The organism is Nonomuraea sp. KM90 (assembly GCF_052246675.1).
Classification (GTDB): Bacteria; Actinomycetota; Actinomycetes; order Streptosporangiales; family Streptosporangiaceae; genus Nonomuraea.
Window position 1 is genome coordinate 21,187 of the sequence record NZ_JBQQCB010000103.1, and the last position, 18,433, is coordinate 39,619.

The following is an 18,433-nucleotide window of genomic DNA, read 5'->3' on the forward strand; positions in this document are numbered from 1 at the left end:
CGCTTAACGGGCTGTACGAGCGCCCCCGAGGAAGATGTTAACGACGGTCCCGACTAGCACTTCAGTTGACGGTGACTTCTCGGCTTCTAGCCACTCGCAGATGAGTTCGTGGAGCACACCGTGCACCCCTAGGGCATACAGGTACGGATCTCGCGAGCGACCCCCGGGCAAGTTGGTCACAACTCTGTGAAAGACCTCGGCGAAGCGTCTGAGCGCCTGTCGCCGGGCCTCTCCGATGGAACTGGTTTGAGCTGCTTCGACATGCATGATGCGTGGCCGTCGCCAGTCCGCGATGGTGAACTCGATGTATCGCGTTATGCCGTCAACGAACTGATCTTCAGGAGCTGAAGCCTCTTCCATCGCTTTGGTGACCTGGGTAAGGGTGTCGTTTACGACGCGCTCGTACAACGCCTGGAGCAGTTCCTCGCGCCCACCGAAGCACTCGTAGAAGGCCCTGTTTGAGATGCGAGCCTCTGAACAAATTCGTTCGATGGTGGTGGCGTGAAAGCCCGGCTTCGCGAACAGGATGTACGCGGTGGCGAGGAGCCGCTCACGTCGATCCGCCAGCCGCTGTTCTGCGCTCAGCCCTACATATCGTCCGGCTCGCTGCTCTTGGATGCGCCGGAGCTCGTCAGTCTTCGGCTGGGGGGTGCGCTGTCGAAGCTGACGTGCACCGGGCGCGCCAAGCGAGGACCGCTCGATCAGCTCTTCGAACGGCTCATCAGCCGTGCCATTCACGAGAGATCCCTCCTTCAGGGGCGTGTTGCTGTTCGCTCTTTCTCCACCGATACAGTGCCCCCTCGACTGCCCGGACTGAGGCTTCGCCGAGCAACTCGGCGATTTCCTCTTGGCTGTAGCCGTCGAGGGTGAGGGCGACAATCGCGCGGGTGCGGTCACCGGTACGGCGCAGATCATCACGAACGCGGATCCGTCCCAGTGCCTGAGACTCCAAGTCGGCGGTGATGCCGGCGTCCGGGTCCAGCATGATGGCCTCCTGGGCGAGTGCCCGGGACCACCTCTTCTGCTGTGCTCGGCGCCTGCGGAACTCGTTGGGGAAGACGAACAGGCACGCTCCCATGAAGTAGGTGGGAAGGCTCGCGCCGCCCTCGTAGCGCCAGCCGCCCTCGACGAGTGCGTGTCGGCGGAATCGCGGGAGGGCGAGTGCGACAGTCATCGTGGCCAGTTCCTCGCGGGCATCTGAGTCGCGGTGCAGCTCTTCGAGCTCCGCATCGGTGGGTGTCAGGAAGAGTCTGCGAGTGGCGGTGAGTTTGAAGATGTATCCGGTGTACATCCAGCCACGAAGCACTGACATGCCGTAGCGGGCCAACTCGTTCTCGAACTGTCGATACTTCTCTCCGCTGAAGTCGTACAGAGCCATCTCATCGCGTAACCGCTGGTCGGCCGCGCGACGTTCCAAGTTTTCCCGAAGCTGGCTCGCCTCGGCTGTGTGCGACGCCGAGATCGCCTGCGCCATCTCGGAGCAAGTCGGCGCGTCAAGATCGAAAAGATCTTGTTCAGCAGGTTTTACCGGCTGGGCAAGCGCGCTGACCACAGGCACCGCGCCCGTGATCTGGTCGCTGTCGCTCACCGTTCCAGCCCTTCTGCTGACGCCGATCTAGATGACTCCCTTGTAAGTGGGTGCGCCGCAGGGACCCCACGGAACTTCCCAAGATTTTTTCATGCGGAGCTTCTGGCTGATTCTCGTGGGGTGACCTCCTTGGTGCGACATAGGAGCCACGGTCGTCGTCATCACCCTCGGGAGGTTTTCGTGGCAGTACCGCCGGGCCCACTGCTGAGTGTCCGTGCCGCCGTCGTCCTGTTGCTGGCGATCGTCGTGGGCTTGCTCGCAGGCCTGCTCGCCTCTCTCAGCGGGCAATCCCTACCGGCAGCGTTCCTGCTGGGTGGCGGAGCCGCTGGCGGAGCGCTGGCCCTGTTCCACGCAGTCATCGGACGGTAGAGCGACCGTGGCTACGCTGCGTCGCCGGGCTGTAGCCAACTCTCGCCATGGATGATGTAGTACTGGTCCGCGGTGAAGGTGCGGTGGCGAAGGTGGTTGCGTTCCCCTGGCACCGCACGGTGGGCGCCGCCTGGTCCAGGGCGTTGGAGGCCGCTCTCCAGATCGGGGTTGAGCATGTGGGCACAGTCCGAGGCCTGTGCCCGCCGACCAAGCCGGAGTTTCTGCACGCACTTGGCATGATCAACGGCTGTGTTACCCCGCGCCGGGCGGCCGGAAGCGAGTCTCCGGGGATGCTGGCTGGCCTAGAATGCGTCCTGACCTGGGGAAACGTAGTCAAGATCATCCCGCGCATGTCCCCTGATCATGATCTTACGGCTGCATGCGGACACCGTCGGCTGCCTACCAAGGTCACAAAACAAAAGTCCTGCGGCTGTGAAACCGCAGGTCAGGGGCCTGAAATGCCGATCTAGGTGAGTGCCCCCGGCAGGATTCGAACCTGCGGCACCCGCTTTAGGAGAGCTCGACTCACATGAAGTGGATTTTGTCTTTTGATGGGCGATATGCGGTTGGCTGGTGACGTACGCCGATACCTAACCAACGACTTCCTACCGTCCGTCACCTGACCACTGTTTGGCCTGCTCAGAGCAACAACTGCGGTAGTAGTCGTGCAGAGCGTACCCGCTCTTCAGGTGCGGGCATCGGGCTGGTGCCTCCATGGCGCGAGATCAGTCGGCAGGTCATCGACACTGACCGACCCAGGCGCGGCATGCAGTGCGGCGAAGGAGTGAGCATCCGCTGTCTCGACGAAGCTGGCGCCGTGGCATACCGCAGTATGCGGTACGACATGGCGGAGCGGTAGGCGGCTGCCGGCTATCCATCCGGCTTTTTGGCTTGGCCGGGTGGGATATCCGTGTCCTCGATGTGCTCCGCTCTCTGCTCTTTGGCCACTTGCCCCGGGGGTTCTCGGGTCTGTCCTGGTGGGGTGTGCGGGGATGTCACTTCCGGTTCCGGCGTGCTGGACGGCGGCAACTGTGGCGCCTCATCGGCCTTGGCGGGGCTGGACGTTGCAGGCGCCGGGCGGTGCGATGCGGTCGGTGTGGTGGCCACCAGCGTCGGTCTGGCCGGTGTGGTGCGGATGACGGCGGGCCGTGTGGGGCGCTGAGGGCTTGGGATGGCCGTCGGACGGTGGTTGCTGTGCTTGCGGGTCGGGGTGATCGCCGGAGCGGTGGTGATGCGAGGCGGCTGTGTGGCGCTCGTAGTGGGGGAGACGGTGAGCTGGATGCGGGCGGCGACCGCGGGGAGTGGGGCGGCGGCATGGTTTTCGGGGGTGGGTAGTTCGTCGAGGGTGGGTGAGCTGGACGGGATGCCGGCCAGTAGTGCGGCGAGAGCGAGGTGGAGGAGTCCGGCCAGGACGGTGGAGATTCGTAACGCCTGTCCCCGGCGGGACGGTTGTTGCGTGGTCGGGTGGTCCGGTGGGGTCATTGTGGCCTGAGAGTTGCTGCTGCGGCCATGTGAGGGGTCCTCCAGAGGGAGCGCGGCGGGGCGGCCTTTTGATCTAGACACGGATGCTGACGGCGGTCAAGAGCTGTTGATATCAAAGGTCCGATGGTTGACGTTTTCGCAGTTCGGGGGATGGAAGGCGTCGAGGGTGTCGAGCCTTCCGGTTGCTGTGAGTTGGCTGGGAATTGAGGCGCAGCAGCGGTGCGCGGGGTTGATTGCCACCAGGGGTTTTCACTGTGCGTGACATCTGGGCAGATCCAGCCAGGTGATCTTGATGTGGTGGATCTCCGCAGCAGGGGCCCTTAGCGACAGGGGATTCAACAGTGTGTTCGCAAAAGAAGGTAAGCCACGTTCCGTAACTCTTGACCAAATGTCCGGATTTATGGCGTGATGCGGGTGTTTTTGCTCCGAGGGCTTTACGTCCTCCTTATCTGCGGTCCCAGTGGCCGCAGGCTTCGTGGAGTGTGCCTGTGTCGCAATTACCCCTCGACCGACTCCGACCGACCCGATCTCGTCATCACACACGGTTACGCAAGCTGATCGGCGTGGTGGTGGCGGCCACCGTGCTGTTCACGATGGCCCCGGTGCCGCCTGCCGCCGCTCAGACCGGCCCCTCGAGCGGTGGAGAGCCGAGCCTGATCTCCCGCGTGTCGAGCTGGCTGGCCGCCCAGGTGACCGGCTGGTTCGCCGAAGAGCCGCAGGGCGAGGTGCGCCTATCCGGCCAGAAGGTCACATTGCCGGGACGGGACACCAACCCGGTCGCATCCAGGCAGGCCGATCCGCCGGGTAAGCGGGTCAAGGAGCTCACCGGTAAGCGGTGGCGGTTCGGCACCGTGTACGAACTGGACGACGGCCGCTCGCAGGCGGAGATTTCCACCCGCCCGGTGTACTACCAGAACGGCGACGGCGCCTGGCAGCCCATCGACACCACGGTGGGCGCCGCCGAGGGCGACGGGTTCGTGCACGGCAACAACAAGACCGGCTTCGAAACCCGGTTCGGCGACAGGACCGACAAGCTGGTCCGGATCACCGCCGGCAAGCGTCACGTCACGCTCGGCCTGGCCGGGGACAGCCGGCAGATTACCCCGCAGGTGGACGGCTCGACGGTCACCTACCCGCAGGTCTGGGACGGCGCTGACCTGATCTACACCGTCACCGCCTCCGGCGTGAGCAAGCACATCCGGCTGACCAAGCCGCCGGCCGCGGGCACCACGTACGCGTTCACCGTCAAGACCGGCGGCGGCCTGAACGCCGGACAGAACCGCGACGGGTCGATCACCTTCACCGGTGACGACAGTGACGCGGTGTTCACCATCCCGCGCCCGTACATGATCGACTCCGAGCCGGATGCCGCCTCGCCGTACGGCCGAAGGACGGGCGCCATTACGCAGGAGCTTGCCGAGCAGCAAGGTGCGGAGAGCACGGTCACGCTCAAGCCGGACCCGGCCTGGCTGGCCGCACCGGAGCGCAAGTACCCGGTGCTGATTGACCCCACCGTCAAGATCAACGACTGGCGGGCCGACGTCTACGACACCTACGTCAGCAACGCCTCAGCGACTGCCAACTTTGCCGACTCCTGGAAGCTGCCGGTCGGTAAGACGGCGGCTGGGCTGAACCGGGCGCTGCTGTACTTCGGCCCTGTTGCGGATCCGGACGTCCTGCCGTTCGGCACTCACATCGATCAAGCCACGCTGGAGATGTACTTCGACCAGGCCTTGGGCGAGACGGCGGCCGTGACGCTGGCGGCACACGAGATCACCGACGAATTGTGGATCGACGATCCGCAGGCAGTGACCTGGAACAACCAGCCGTCCTTCACCACGACCGCAGCATCCACGGTGACGCGCAACGTCGGGGAGCTGTCACGCTGGCACTCCTTCGACGTGACCGCGATGGCCAACTCCTGGTACTCCACCGGTACCGAGCCGATCGCCGGCGTCCTGATCAAGGCCGTCAACGAGGCCAGGACCGCCCCGGTGGGCGGGGTGTCCTACCACGCGACGGACGACTTCACCGGCGTCAACCCGCTCACCGTTGATCCGGCCGCGCACCCGCGGCTGCTGGTGACCTTCGGCGAGCCGTCGGTGACGTTGCACCAGCCCACGCTGGCCACCTCGGTGGGCGCATCGTTGTCGTGGAGTGCCTACGCTGATCCCACTCCGGACGACGCCTCCGATGACCTGGTGGAGTACCGGCTGCGCCACCAGTGCCCGTCGGCCTGTGACCGCAGCTCCAACAACAGCGACGGGGACTACGACGATCTGGTGGTGACGCTGCCGCCGGATGTCACCTCCTACGTGGATACCAGCAGTGGCGCGGAGCCGGACGCCGCCGCCGATCCGGGCTACACCCACAGAGCCGACTACTGGGTGGAGGCGGTGCTGAAGAACGGCAAGGTGGTGCCCTCCCAGCATGTGCGGGTGTTCCTGCCCAAGCCCGGCTACGTCACCCGAACCCTGTATGCCTCGGCGGACACCACGCTGGCCTCGGGCGAACCCGGCGCCGGGCACGATGTGGTGGCCCAGCAGCAGCGGCTGCAGGTCGGTAACACCGCCACCACGCTCGGCAACACCCGTACGGTGGTGAGGTTCGACGACTACACCGGCCAGATCCCGGCCGACGCGCAGATCGCCGACGCCCGGCTGTCGCTGTGGCAGGCCACCGCCACCGGCACCGGCGCCTCCTTCACCGCGCACACCCTCACCAAGGCCTTCGACGAGGCCGCGACCTGGAACACCCCCTGGACGACGCCCGGCGGCGACTTCACCGCCACCCCGCTGGACACCGTCACCACCCTGACCGACACCGCCGGCTGGCGGCAGTGGAACGTCACCGACGCGGCCAAGAGCTGGACCGCCACCCCGTCCGCGGGCCACGGTCTGCTGGTCAAGGTCGGCAACGAAGCCGGCACCGCCAAGCAGTCGGCCCAGTTCCTGGCCGACGAGACCGGTGAGCCGCTGCTGCGGCCCAAGCTGGCCGTCACCTATGCCGAACCGGCCGCGGTGACGTCGTTCTACGCCCCGGATACTCCGGACCGCCTCGACGTCGGCGAGAGCGCCGTCGTCTCGGTGATGGTGAAGAACACCACCACCGAAACCTGGCCCGCCGCGACCACCAAGCTGTCCTACCACTGGAAGCTGCCTGACGGCACCGACGTCTCCACTCCCGAAACCCAGCTCAAGACCGATCTGCCGTACGACCTGGAACCAGGAGACGCCGTCACCGTGGACGCCCAGGTCAGGGCTCCCGCGTCGGTCGGCAACCTGGCCGAGGGCGCCCAGCTGGTGTGGGACGTCCAGGACACGACCACCAACAACTGGAAGTCGGCCACCCACCACCTGCCGCAGCTGCCGCAGCAGATCCGCATCGATTCACCCACCAGCGACCTGCTCGGTCTGGAGAAGTTCTACGCCTACACCGGCAAGAACACCGGAGCGGGCGGCACCGCGCTGACGAACCTGTACGCCGGCAACGTGGTGTGGGGCTACAACGCCTTCTCCAACCCCTCACGGGGCGTGCAGACGTTCGCCCGGATGACCTACAACAGCCTGGACACGTCGGCGGCATCGCTCGGCTACGGCTGGTCCCTGCAGACCTCGACGCTGGCCAACTCGGCTCCCAACTGCAGTTCCACCCACCCGGCAAGATGTGGCCGGACCAGATCCGGCTCACCGACGGGGACGGCACCACCCACGTCTGGTTACTGGACACCCATGGGCTGCCCACCAGCATGTGCCGGCCCAACACCTGCGACTACATACACCCACGCGGTGTGCACCTGTACCTGCAGCGCGTCGCCGAATCCCCCGACCAGCCCGACGCCTTCTCCCGTGATCCGGCCCGCCAATGGGTGTTCACCAAGCCCGACCGCACCCAGTTCTTCTTCGATGATGAGGGCTTCCAGTCTGCGATCGTCGACAAGAACGGCAACACCATGTCGTTCACCTACGAACGGCGCCACTCCAACAACAAGCCGACCAAGTTCCTGCAGTACATCACCGACGCCGCCGGCCGCAGGACACTGAGCTTCGAGTACCACGTCAAGGGCCAGGACTACACCTACATCAACGACACCACCTGGCAGCCAGTCAACGATACGAAGCTGACCAACCCGCACATCATCGACACCGTCGAGTCGATCACCGACATCGCCGGCCGCAAGGTCACCTTCGCCTACACCGACAAGGGCCTGATGGCCCGCATGATCGACGGGGCCGGTGACGACGAGGCGAAAACGTTCGGCTTCGAGTACGACGCCACCCAGGGCAACAAGAACGTCAAACTCGTCAGGGTCCTCGACCCCCGCTCCAACGCCGAGGACACGCCGCAGCCGGACAAGTATGCCACCAGGCTGGACTACTACGACGCGGTCGAAGACCCCAAGAACCTGTGGAAGGTCCAGACCCTCACCGACCGGCTGAACGGGCCGACCGGCTTCGCCTACGTCGACCCGGACGGCCCGCAGCAAGGCGTGATATACGCCACGGTGACCGACCCGCGCGGCCACCCGGCGAACTACGTGCTGGACGCCCTCGGCCGCCCTGACGTGATCACCAACGCCAAGGGCGAGGTCACCGATCTCGATTGGGACGGCGACCACAACGTCATCTCGCTGAAAGAGGCCAACGGCGCGCTCACCACATGGGAGTACGACCAGAAGACCGGCTACCCGCTGAAGATCACCGATGCCGAGGCCAACGACAACGGCGGCATCGCCCCCACCACGCTTCACTATGAGGGGCCGGACAACTTCAAGGGATTCGTCGCCGACCTGGTGTCCAAGACCAGCCCGATGGGCAACCGGCCGGAAGCCGGCACCAACCCCAAGCACCACACCTGGCAGTTCGGCTACGACGAGCGCGGCAACCTGACGGCCGTCACCGATCCGCTCGGCGTGCTGAGCGCCGACCCGGACGACTACACCACCCGCTACACCTACGACGATCTCGGTCAGCTGCAGACGTCCGTGGACGCCCGGGGCAACACCACCACGTTCGGCGACTACCACCCGACCGGCTACCCCGAGAAGATCACCGACGCCAAGAACAACGTCACCACCACCGCCTACGACGTACGCGGCAACGTGCTGTCGGTCACCGACGCCCTCGGCAAGACCACCACGCAGACCTACGACCTGTTCAAACGCCCGCTGGAGTCGAAGGTCCCCAAGGACCAGGACGCCTCCCCGCCGGTGTTGATCGTCACCCCGGCGCCGGTCTACGACCGCAACGACAACGTGGTCGAGATGACCGCTCCCAACGGGGCCGTCTCCACCGCCGTCTACGACCACGCCGACCAGTTGCTCAGCTCCTTCCTGCCCAAGGACATCCCCGGCGGGGACGAGCGCAAGGCCACCTTCACCTGGGACCCGGCCGGCAACCTGAAGACCCAGACCGAGCCCAAGGGCCACCTGCCCGGCGCGAACCCTGCCGAGTACACCACCACCTACGAGTACGACGAGATCAACCAGCTGACCGACGTCCTCGCCACCGACGTCGCCAACAACAACCGCCAAAACAAGATCACCTACGAGTACGACAACGTCGGCAACACCGTCAAAGTCATCGACCCGCGCAAGAACGCCACCCCCGACACCGCCGACCGCACCGCGCTCTACACCTACGACCTCAACCACCGCGTCCGCACGGCCACCGACGCCGCCGGCTTCGTCACCGAGGTCCGCTACGACCTCGACGGCCGCGTCATCGAGCAGGAGGACCAGGACGACAACATCACCCGCACCGACTACAACGAGCGCGACGAGGTCATCCGCATCAGCGTCCCGCACGCCGACACGGCCGACGGCGTCAAGCATGTCGTCACCGAGTTCGCCTACGACCAGGTCGGCAACCGGGCCAAGGTCATCACCCCGCGCGGCGTGGAAACCCCGGACGATCCGGCCGACTTCGTCTCCGAAACCCGCTACGACGAGCTGAACCGGCCGATCGAGGAGATCTACCCGTACGACCCCGACGACCCGGTCTACAACAAGCCCGACAGCGTCTTCTACGCCTACGACGCGGTCTCCCGGCTGAAGGAGATCTCCCACCCGCCCTCCCACGGGCAGACCATCCGCAACGTCTCGAAGATGACCTACTGGGACAACGGCTGGTCCAAGACCACCACCGACCCGTGGGACATCAAGACCACCTACCAGTACAACGAGCTCGGCCTGCAGACCAACCGCACCGTCACTTCGGCGGGCGGCTCCTCCCAGCGGGCGCTGGACTGGTCGTACTACCCCGACGGCAAGCTCAAGACCCACTCCGACGACGGCGTCCCTCTCGGTCTGGACGTGGTCCTGTCCGACAACTCCGACACCGGTCAGACCGTCACCACCGGCACCTGGACCCTCGCCGGCAGCGGGAGCTCCTCGAACATCGTCGGCCCGCAGACCGTGGTGGAAGGCTTCGTCGGCTACGACTACGCCACCGCTCCCGCCGGTACCGGCCAGTCCGCCTTCACCTGGAACCTCACCACACCCTCAGACGGCACGTACAAGGTGCAGGTCCGCTACCCGACCGGCGCGACGGCCACCAACGCCAAATACAAGGTCAAGCACCGGGGCGGCGAAGCGACCGTCACCCTCGACCAGACCCATCAGGCGGGCACCTGGGTCGACCTCGGCACCTACGCCTTCACCGCCGGCATCGGCCACACCATCACCCTGACCGACGAGGCCAACGGCACCGTCGCGGCCGACGCGGTCAAGCTGGTTCGCGACAACAGCGGCCAGACCGACACCGAGAAAAAGGACTTCACCTACACCTACGACGTCAACGCCAACGTCACCAAGATCGAGGACCGGTCACCGACCGCCAAGATCGACGTCTGGGACGTCGCCTACACCAACCTCAACCAGATCGAACAGATCAAGGAGTACCTTGACGGCGCGCTGAAGAACACCACCGGCTACCAGTACAACGAGAACAGCGCCGTGGTGGAGCGCACCCACGACAAGACCGTCGCCACCTACGGCTACGACGTCCGTGACCTGGTCAACGAGGTCGTCAACAAGAAGTCGGCCACCGATCCGGCACCGAAGACGACCACCTACACCTACACCTCACGTGGTGAACGCGCGACCGAGACCAAGGCCAACGGCAACACCGTCACCTACGACTACTTCCTGTCCGGCGTCCTGCGCCACAGCCTGGAGAAGAAGCCGAACAGCACGGTCGTTGCCGAGCACACCATCGGGTACCAGGGCAACCTGCACCGCGCCAGCGACCATGCCAAGATCCAGAACGCCGAGAACCCCGGCGCCTACCTGGAACACGACTACGCCTACGCCTACGACCCCCGCGACCGCATAGCCAAGACGGTGAAGACCCCGGTCGGCGGCGGCCCGGTCGAGAACGAGATCTACCGGCACGACGCCAACAGCAACGTGTGGGAGGAGGAGGTCCTCGGCAAGACGACCACCTTCACCTACGACCGCAACCGCCTGATGACGTCGGTCTCCAACGGGCAGGCTTCCACCTTCACCTACGACCCCTACGGCCGGTTGCGCACCATCCAGTCCGCCGGCAAGACGTTGGAGAAGTACACCTACGACGGCTTCGACCACGTCACCCGGCACGAGAAACTCGGCGGCGACGGCGCCACCAGCACGGTCACCAAGTACACCTACGACCCACTGGACCGCACGACGTCCAAGACCGAGAAGGAAGGCACCGCGAGCGCCAAGACCACCACCTTCTCCTACCTCGGACTGTCCGCCGAGGTGCTGGACGAGGAAGTGGCCGGCAAGCTCACCAAGTCCTTCCAGTACAGCCCGTGGGGCCAGCGGCTGTCCCAGGTGAAGGTCAACGCCGACAGTTCAGAAGAGTCGTCGTACTACGGCTACAACCCGCACTCCGACGTCGAGCAGATCACCCAGGAGAACGGCGACACCCGCGCCACCTACGGCTACACCGCCTACGGCCGTAACGACGACAAACTCTTCACCGGCGTCGACAAACCCGACCCCGCTGACCCCACCGCCAAGGAGGAGTACAACCCCTACCGCTTCAACAGCAAGCGCTGGGACAACTCCACCGGCATGTATGACATGGGGTTCCGCGACTACAACCCGAACCTTAACCGCTTCCTCAACCTCGATTCCTACAACGGCGCCCTTGAGGACCTCTCCCTCTCCCTCGACCCCTGGACCAGCAACCGCTACGCCTTTACCGGCGGCAACCCCATCACCAACATTGAACACGACGGTCACGAGCCGCGTCCGTGGCACAACCCTGAGTACAAGCCGTCTGATTGCTGGGACAACGCCAGCGTCGAATGTAACCCGGGCTCCGCTGGCAAGACGATTCCCGTCACTAACGCCCACCCGGAATACAACCCCGCGATGAAGGACGACAACAAGGACGGCCAAATCGATGAGTGGGAGGCATCTCGCGCCGGAATAGCTCTGGACGGGGACACGAGAAACGGGCGGCCTCCTGGCGCGAAGGAGCTCGAAGCCCTCAGCTATCTGCCTGTCGTCGGCACCCCGGCCGACATCCTGCTCGCGCTCAAGGCCATGAATGAGGGCAATACCGAGGAAGCAGCATGGGCCCTGGCCGGCATGGTGCCCATTGCCGGCGACTCCGGAAAATTCATCGGCAAACTGATACGTTGCAAGAACAGCTTCACGCCCGATACCGAAGTGCTCATGGCCGACGGCACCCGCAAGCGGATCGAAGACATTGAGATCGGTGATGAAGTTCTCGCTACCGATCCAGAAACCGGCAAGACGGAAGCCAAGCAGGTCGTCGACCTCATCGTGGGCGACGGCGAAAAGAACCTGGTGCAAGTCACCATCGACACCGACGGAAAGCGGGGCCGTGACACCGGCGTCATCATAGCGACCGATAACCACCCCTTCTGGGCACCGGGGCTGCGCAAGTGGGTCGACGCCGAGAAGCTCGCGCCCGGCATGTGGTTGCGCACCTCCGCCGGCTCCCTGGTCCAGGTGGAGGCGATCAAGCAGTGGACTGCACGGCAACGCGTTCACAACCTGACGGTCGCAGACATCCACACGTACCATGTGTTCGCAGGCGAAGCGTCCGTGCTCGTGCACAACTGCGGGGGCTCCGTAAATGGCCATACCACGGCATGTCCGTGTGCTGCAGGCGGACAGCCCGTTGGGCCGATCAATGCTCATCTCGCTGGCAAGAATCACCCGGTCACCGGGGTGCCGTTTGACGCCCAAGGATTCCCGGATTTCAGCGCCTGGAGAGACCCGCACACACCAGATGTCTTCATCACCTTGACCGGTGACAGGAAGAAGGATTTCGCGGCAGCAGACAAGGCGGCCGGTATTACGGCGGCATATCGAAGGGGAAGGTGGACCTGGAATCATCATCAAAATTGCGGAGTGATGCAGCTAGTCGATATGTCGGTTCACAGCAAAACCGGACATACCGGCGGGTTTGCAATATGCTAGACGAGTAAGTCCGAAGTGTAGAGTGCGCAAAGGAGGGGCTCGTTGATCGTTTGTGCGCGTAGAGTCAACGAGGCCCTCCTGGCCGCACGTAATGGCCGAAGTGATCTGATCTGATACAATGGTATGACCAACGTGCCGATTAACCGATCGCTGATCGCCTATGATTATTGACGGGTAATCGCATCCTCTCGTCTAGAGCGGAATCTGGATTCGTGATCTTCGACGACGCTTATGAATCTGAGTATGTTGGCCCGCCGGTGGATGCCGAAATGATTCGACGGGCCGAGGATGTGCTTCAAGTTCGACTACCGAAGAGCTATGTCGATCTGATGCTGGTGCAGAATGGCGGCGTACTGCGGAACCGTTGTTTCCCCACCGAGTTTGCTACGTCGTGGGCGCCGGACCATGTGTGCGTCGATGTGATCTGGGGGATCGGAGGTACAAGTGGAGTGGATGTCATGTCGCCCAGCATGATCGCTGAATGGCAATATCCCGAGATCGGCGTCGTCTTCGGGTTGACACCATCCGCCGGGCACGACACGGTGATGCTTGATTATTCTGAATGCGGACCACTGGGTGCGCCTTCCGTATCGTACGTCGATGAAGACAGAGTGCCGAGACGCCTCGCGAGTTCATTCGCGGAATTCATACGCGGCCTTATTTCGTGTCGAACATACGGCGATGACACGGATTGAGCATCCAACCGGGTCTTTAAGGATCTTGAGCGATGGCCGTCGGCGGTGAGTTGATTTTGCTGGTGGGGCTAATTTTGCCTTCAGGCATGCCGAGGGCTCGGCTGGATTGCCGGATTTGACCCTTGGTTTCCCTGACGGGCCGGCGGGTCGGGCCTTTCTGCTGGTCGGGATAGGGATGGGTCGCTTGTCATGGGTGCAGGGCGGCGCCGAGGGCGCGGATTTTCTGGCGTTGTTCATGGCGGTTCAGGATAGGGACGTAGTGTCGAAGCGCACGGTCACGTCCTCGTCTACGGTGTCGCCTCCGCCGCCGCTGAGGCCAGGCGAGTCACCGCACTTCACCCGGGTTCTGCAGTTGGTAGTCACACGTGGGCCCGAAATCGAGGGTTGACCTGGAGGAACGCGTGCAGGGCCGGAGAGGGGTCGTGTGCCTACGCCCACCGCGGCCGGGTGCTGGACCGGCATCGACATCACCAAGGAGTCGCAGGGACGCGCCTCACCGCCTGTGAGTTCCTGCACGCGACGTTCGGCCGAGTTCCTCGTCGCCAGGCTGACCCTCCGCGAGCTGGCCGACCTGGCCGCCGCGCCCGCAGCGCACAGCAGGCATTCCATTGACGAAGGTTTCGTCCGGGCGCTGTTGTCCTTCGCGCCCTTGACCAACCCGTGGGCAGATCGTCGAATTTCTCACCTTACTCGCCGGGCAGTTCACCGATGATCAACGCCGATCGCTCCGGGGCCTTCTGCTCACCATCTTCCACGGAGCTCTCGAGTCCCCTATGGACACGGGCCATGATAGCTACCAGCCTGCTCCGTTCACCTCGCCGGCACGTCATGCCGCCTATTCCGGCAATGTGTTGTTATTGATCGCGATGATCGGGGGTCCGGTGACCGGCCGGGAGTTGTTCCCCCGTGCCCCCTACCCGGCCTCCACATGGCGGCGCCGTGCGTTGCTTTGGAGATCGCAGTTCAGTGCCGAAGCCTGGAGAAATTTGGCTGCCATCCTTTCCTTGGGGCGCACCTGGTACAGGAACGATCGCGACGTGTCCATCGACATGGCGCCGGAGCAAGGCTGGAGCGTTCCCGAACTCGACCCTTACTGGACCTTCTACGGGTCGACGCACGCCATCAGCAGGGAATGGGAGGGCTGGCATGCGGTCCAGACCCTGCACCTCCTCCGGGAGAGTCACTTCACCTGCGACCTGGCGGAGGACATCGCCTGGCACGCTCTGGAGGCGATCACCCGCGAATTGGACGGTAACGACGGCTCGGATCCGGACGACGTGGAGGCCACGAGCGCATTCGGCGTTCTCTCTCCGGACCGGGCGCTGTCCGCCACGAACGCCATCACCAGAGTGTGGCTCGCCTCCAGCCGTCCCGCCGGGAGCGACGATCTCCAGCAGGCGTACGGGGACTGCCTCCTAGTCATCCTCCGCAGCCGCGACGACGGCGACACAGCGAGCCGCAACGCCTATCTGGCGAGGATCCTGCGGCAACTCGCCGCCGATCGCGACCGCCTCTCACCCGTTTATCGTGCCAAGGTCCTCGGCTTCCTCAGTTGCCTCAACGAACCGATCGTGAACGAGTCCTATCTGGCCAGATTCCCCGTCGTACGGCGCTGGGTGAAGCAGGCCTTCGAAGACGTTGGCTGGTCGGCCGCCTCCGAGTGACGTGCTCAGGCTTTGTGCGCCTCCAAGCGGAGTTCAGGGCCAGTGGCTCTCGTCCGGGCTGAGCGCGGCCGGTTGGGTGTTGGCAACCATTGCTTTCTGCTGACGCCAGCGGTCCGTGTAGGTAGGTGGGCGTGCGCGTCAAGCCGGAGTTACGCACGTATTTGGCATGATCAACGGCCGAAGCTTCCCGGTGTCTTGGCGATCATAGCGGGTGCCGACACCCGGATGGCCCAGAATAAGGGCCTGACCTGGGGGAATGCCTGCAAGATCATCCCGTGTATATCCCCTGATCATGGTCTTACGGCTGCATGTGAGCACCGTCCGTTGCCTACCAGGGTCACGAAACGAAAGACCTGCGGCCATGAAACCGCAGGTCAGGGGCCTGAAATGCCGATCTAGGTGAGTGCCCCCGGCAGGATTCGAACCTGCGGCACCCGCTTTAGGAGAGCGGAGTCCGTCCGGCTGGTTCGCGTGCTCTGAGCTGCGGAGATACTTCCCGGCACCAGCGCCATCTGCTAGATCATCCCGCACATGTCCCCGGCATCGGTCGAAGCTGGCTACCACGTCACTGTGAGGCAAGCGGACTCGGACCGCAAGGTGTCAGGGCGGGCCGGAAGCCGCGCGGCAGCTTTGAGATCATCTGATCTGTGCCAGTCGGAGATCGTCTATAGGTGACCCCAAGTTCGGTGGACGGAACTCCGGACAATGTCTGGGCGATTCAGGCCAACTGCCACGTGAGATGGATTTCATCACGGTACGAGGTGTCCTCAGAAGCCGCGAGAAACGAGGAGTCCAGCCGCTAAGATGCCCTGATCGCGAGTTCTTCAGCGAGGTTCGGGGAATCAAGGCAACTGCCTCTTCTCAATTTGGCTGAGTGCGCGGTCAGGATGGGCAACCGGCCAGAACTGAAACCGCCACTCCTCTAGCCCTTCGGGCAGCATATCGACTGGATAAAGGGAGTTCTCGCCGGGGCGGACACTTGCCCGCACCCACCACTCTTGATGCTCCAGGCGTAGGTCTAGGAACGTATAATCTACTCGACCGTATATTTCATCAAGGCAGGCAAAGCCTGAACTTGAGTAGAATTTTACGGTTCGGCTCCTATCCCACTGTTCCCCATTGTCGGGAGGGTTAGTGTCCCAAAGCTCTATTGAGGCTTTCGCCTTATGGAAGCCCACACCACTGATGATAATCGCCTGGTTCGCCGTCGCGACAAACCAGTTATCCGCACCGGCTTGCTGAGCCGTATCGTCCCATGAGGGCCACCCCGGCGGGTCCGTGTAGCCGCTCATCCAGGAAGCAAGCAGGAACTGGGAGTGGGCGACATCGATGGTGTCGAGAACTGTTTCGATTGGCTGAAGCATGCCTGAACTCCGATGAAAGGACCAATATCCGGTTCCAATGCTCTGGAGTGGAGCATTGGAACCGGATATAAGTATGACTCGTGGTTACTCTGGAGTATTATCCGGGTTCATGCGGTTACCTTCTGCATCGTAGAGGCGGATGAAGAATGCATCTTCTGCGAGGATTCGATCATTGGCGTAGAAGTGGCCGAGCCCGCCGCGAGCGGTTCCTCCCCATCTTCCGTTCTCATCCTCGGGAATCGGCAGCACGCTGAAATTGACACCGGCCTGGTATGACCTCACGTCTCTCGGCCGATCCTCCTGCCACCAGATCCAAGCGCCTTCGTACGTGGACTGGAAGGGAAATTCGTCACACTCCTTGTCGTCGGCTACCCATGGGTACGGATGCTTCCCAGTGAAGGTAGAAGGATAGTAGTGCCAGCCGCAGGTCATAGCCGACCGATAATAGTTACTTGCCTTACGTGAACTGTTCGGCAGTATGCGGTGGAGCGGGTCGGCCTTATAGAAGCCGTTGAACTTCTTTGGTGTATTACGGTTGGCCCACGTCGGCCAGGCCTTCGCCGGGCTGGAGCTGTTGGGCACTGTTAGGTTAGGAGATGCGAATGCTTTATAGATGTGGCTGTAGGCGTTCGGGTTCTGATTTTGTTTTAGAGCAAGCGATGAAGTCATGTGATCGAAGATGCATCCAGTGTTGCCCTTAAAGATGTAACTCGCGGAGTCACATCGGATGGTCTGCACGGGGTGCGGCGCTTCAGTGGAATACAGGCCCGGCGAGGAGAGGGTGAGCCGTGTCGAACAGACGGCTACATTCTCTAGGTTGTCAGCACCCGGATTCACCTCTGCGACGGACTCGAACTTGAAAGAGACCTTCTTGTCCCACCAGAACTCTCCAGGACCGCCCTTGCCCGTATAGGATGCCTGAGTTTCGGGGGCGATCCTGCAGGAATGAGCCTGCGGATAACCCGTCCCGTTCATGCCGATGGTGAATTGACGGCCGTCGAACATCGTGCCTTTTTCGACCTTTGCGGTCTGGACGAGGACGTCATACTCGATGAAGCGGCTTCCTTGGAAGGTTCTGCCGATCATTGTGATAGGGAAGGACACCTTATCGATGATCTTCCTATTCCTTTCCCGGACGAGGACGCCGTCATAGGTGACGCACCAGGAGAAGCGATTCCTGGTGTAGCCCCTGGGGTTGATTCTTACTCCGTTTTCGTACCGGTAGTTCGCTCTGTTCGGGTGCTCCCAGCACTCCCACTCGTCCTTGATCCTGTCGTAGCGATCGTCGTCAGGCGCAGCGGTTACCGCCGCGGTGGCTCCAGATTGAGTGTCGACGGTGAGGTTGTTCCAGCTGGTCCATGCGCCGTTGACGCCGGCGGCGGTGGCGCGCATGCGCCAGCGCAGTTTCCACCCGTCGGTCAGTCTTCCTGTGGGGACGGCGACAGAGCCGGTGGATCCTTGCGCTGTGGAGGCGGTGGTGCCGGACCAGATGAGCCCGCTGCCCTGGCCGGTGGCCGCCGGGTCGTGTTCGACCTCGACGGTGAAGGTGGCAGCCCGGCCTTCGGGATCTGTGTGCCGGGCGTAGAAGGTCGGTGTCAGTTTGCTGGTGACCTTGCCGTCGGCGTCGCTGGTCGGAGCTACATAGGCGAGGTTGACAGTCGGCTTGGAGATGTCGACGGCGAGGTTGTTCCAGCTGGTCCATGCGCCGTTGACGCCGGCGGCGGTGGCGCGCATGCGCCAGCGCAGTTTCCACCCGTCGGTCAGTCTTCCTGTGGGGACGGCGACAGAGCCGGTGGATCCTTGCGCTGTGGAGGCGGTGGTGCGCT

Annotated in this window: 8 protein-coding genes; 4 read left to right on the forward strand and 4 right to left on the reverse strand. The window is 63.4% G+C overall.

Annotation, left to right across the window (positions count from 1 at the left end):
* Positions 1-3: 3 nt before the first annotated feature.
* Together ACTWPW_RS49315 and ACTWPW_RS49320 are read right to left on the reverse strand one after the other, a co-directional pair.
* Entirely contained in the window at positions 4-738 is a 735-nt protein-coding gene (locus ACTWPW_RS49315) for a TetR/AcrR family transcriptional regulator (protein WP_443172896.1), read from the reverse strand.
* Positions 722-1,588, reverse strand: a complete 867-nt coding sequence (locus tag ACTWPW_RS49320) for a hypothetical protein (protein ID WP_443172897.1) — start codon at positions 1,586-1,588, stop codon at positions 722-724. Before ACTWPW_RS49320 ends, ACTWPW_RS49315 begins: the two co-directional genes overlap by 17 nt.
* 2,414 nt (positions 1,589-4,002) lie before the next feature.
* Between ACTWPW_RS49320 and ACTWPW_RS49325 the strand changes: the two genes are divergently transcribed.
* The 4 genes from ACTWPW_RS49325 (at position 4,003) to ACTWPW_RS49340 (ending at position 15,243) form a co-directional block, all read left to right on the forward strand.
* Complete coding sequence (locus ACTWPW_RS49325; RefSeq protein WP_443172898.1) at positions 4,003-7,482, forward strand: DNRLRE domain-containing protein; 3,480 nt, start codon at positions 4,003-4,005, stop codon at positions 7,480-7,482.
* Positions 7,483-9,545: 2,063 nt separating this feature from the next.
* Positions 9,546-12,884, forward strand: a complete 3,339-nt coding sequence (locus ACTWPW_RS49330) for a golvesin C-terminal-like domain-containing protein (RefSeq protein ID WP_443172902.1) — start codon at positions 9,546-9,548, stop codon at positions 12,882-12,884.
* 212 nt (positions 12,885-13,096) lie between these two features.
* Positions 13,097-13,579: an SMI1/KNR4 family protein gene (locus ACTWPW_RS49335; protein ID WP_375118506.1), complete on the forward strand. Its 483-nt coding sequence runs from the start codon at positions 13,097-13,099 to the stop codon at positions 13,577-13,579.
* Positions 13,580-14,352: 773 nt separating this feature from the next.
* The gene (locus ACTWPW_RS49340; protein ID WP_443172899.1) at positions 14,353-15,243 is read left to right on the forward strand and encodes a hypothetical protein; all 891 of its coding nucleotides are present in this window, start codon (positions 14,353-14,355) and stop codon (positions 15,241-15,243) included.
* An 842-nt stretch (positions 15,244-16,085) separates the two neighbouring features.
* Here ACTWPW_RS49340 and ACTWPW_RS49345 read toward each other — a convergent pair.
* Positions 16,086-16,607 (reverse strand): hypothetical protein, encoded by a 522-nt coding sequence (locus ACTWPW_RS49345; RefSeq protein ID WP_443172900.1) that lies wholly within the window; start codon positions 16,605-16,607, stop codon positions 16,086-16,088.
* Between the two features lie 84 nt (positions 16,608-16,691).
* A partial coding sequence (locus ACTWPW_RS49350) for a hypothetical protein (protein ID WP_443172901.1) occupies positions 16,692-18,433 on the reverse strand: 1,742 nt, incomplete at its 5' end.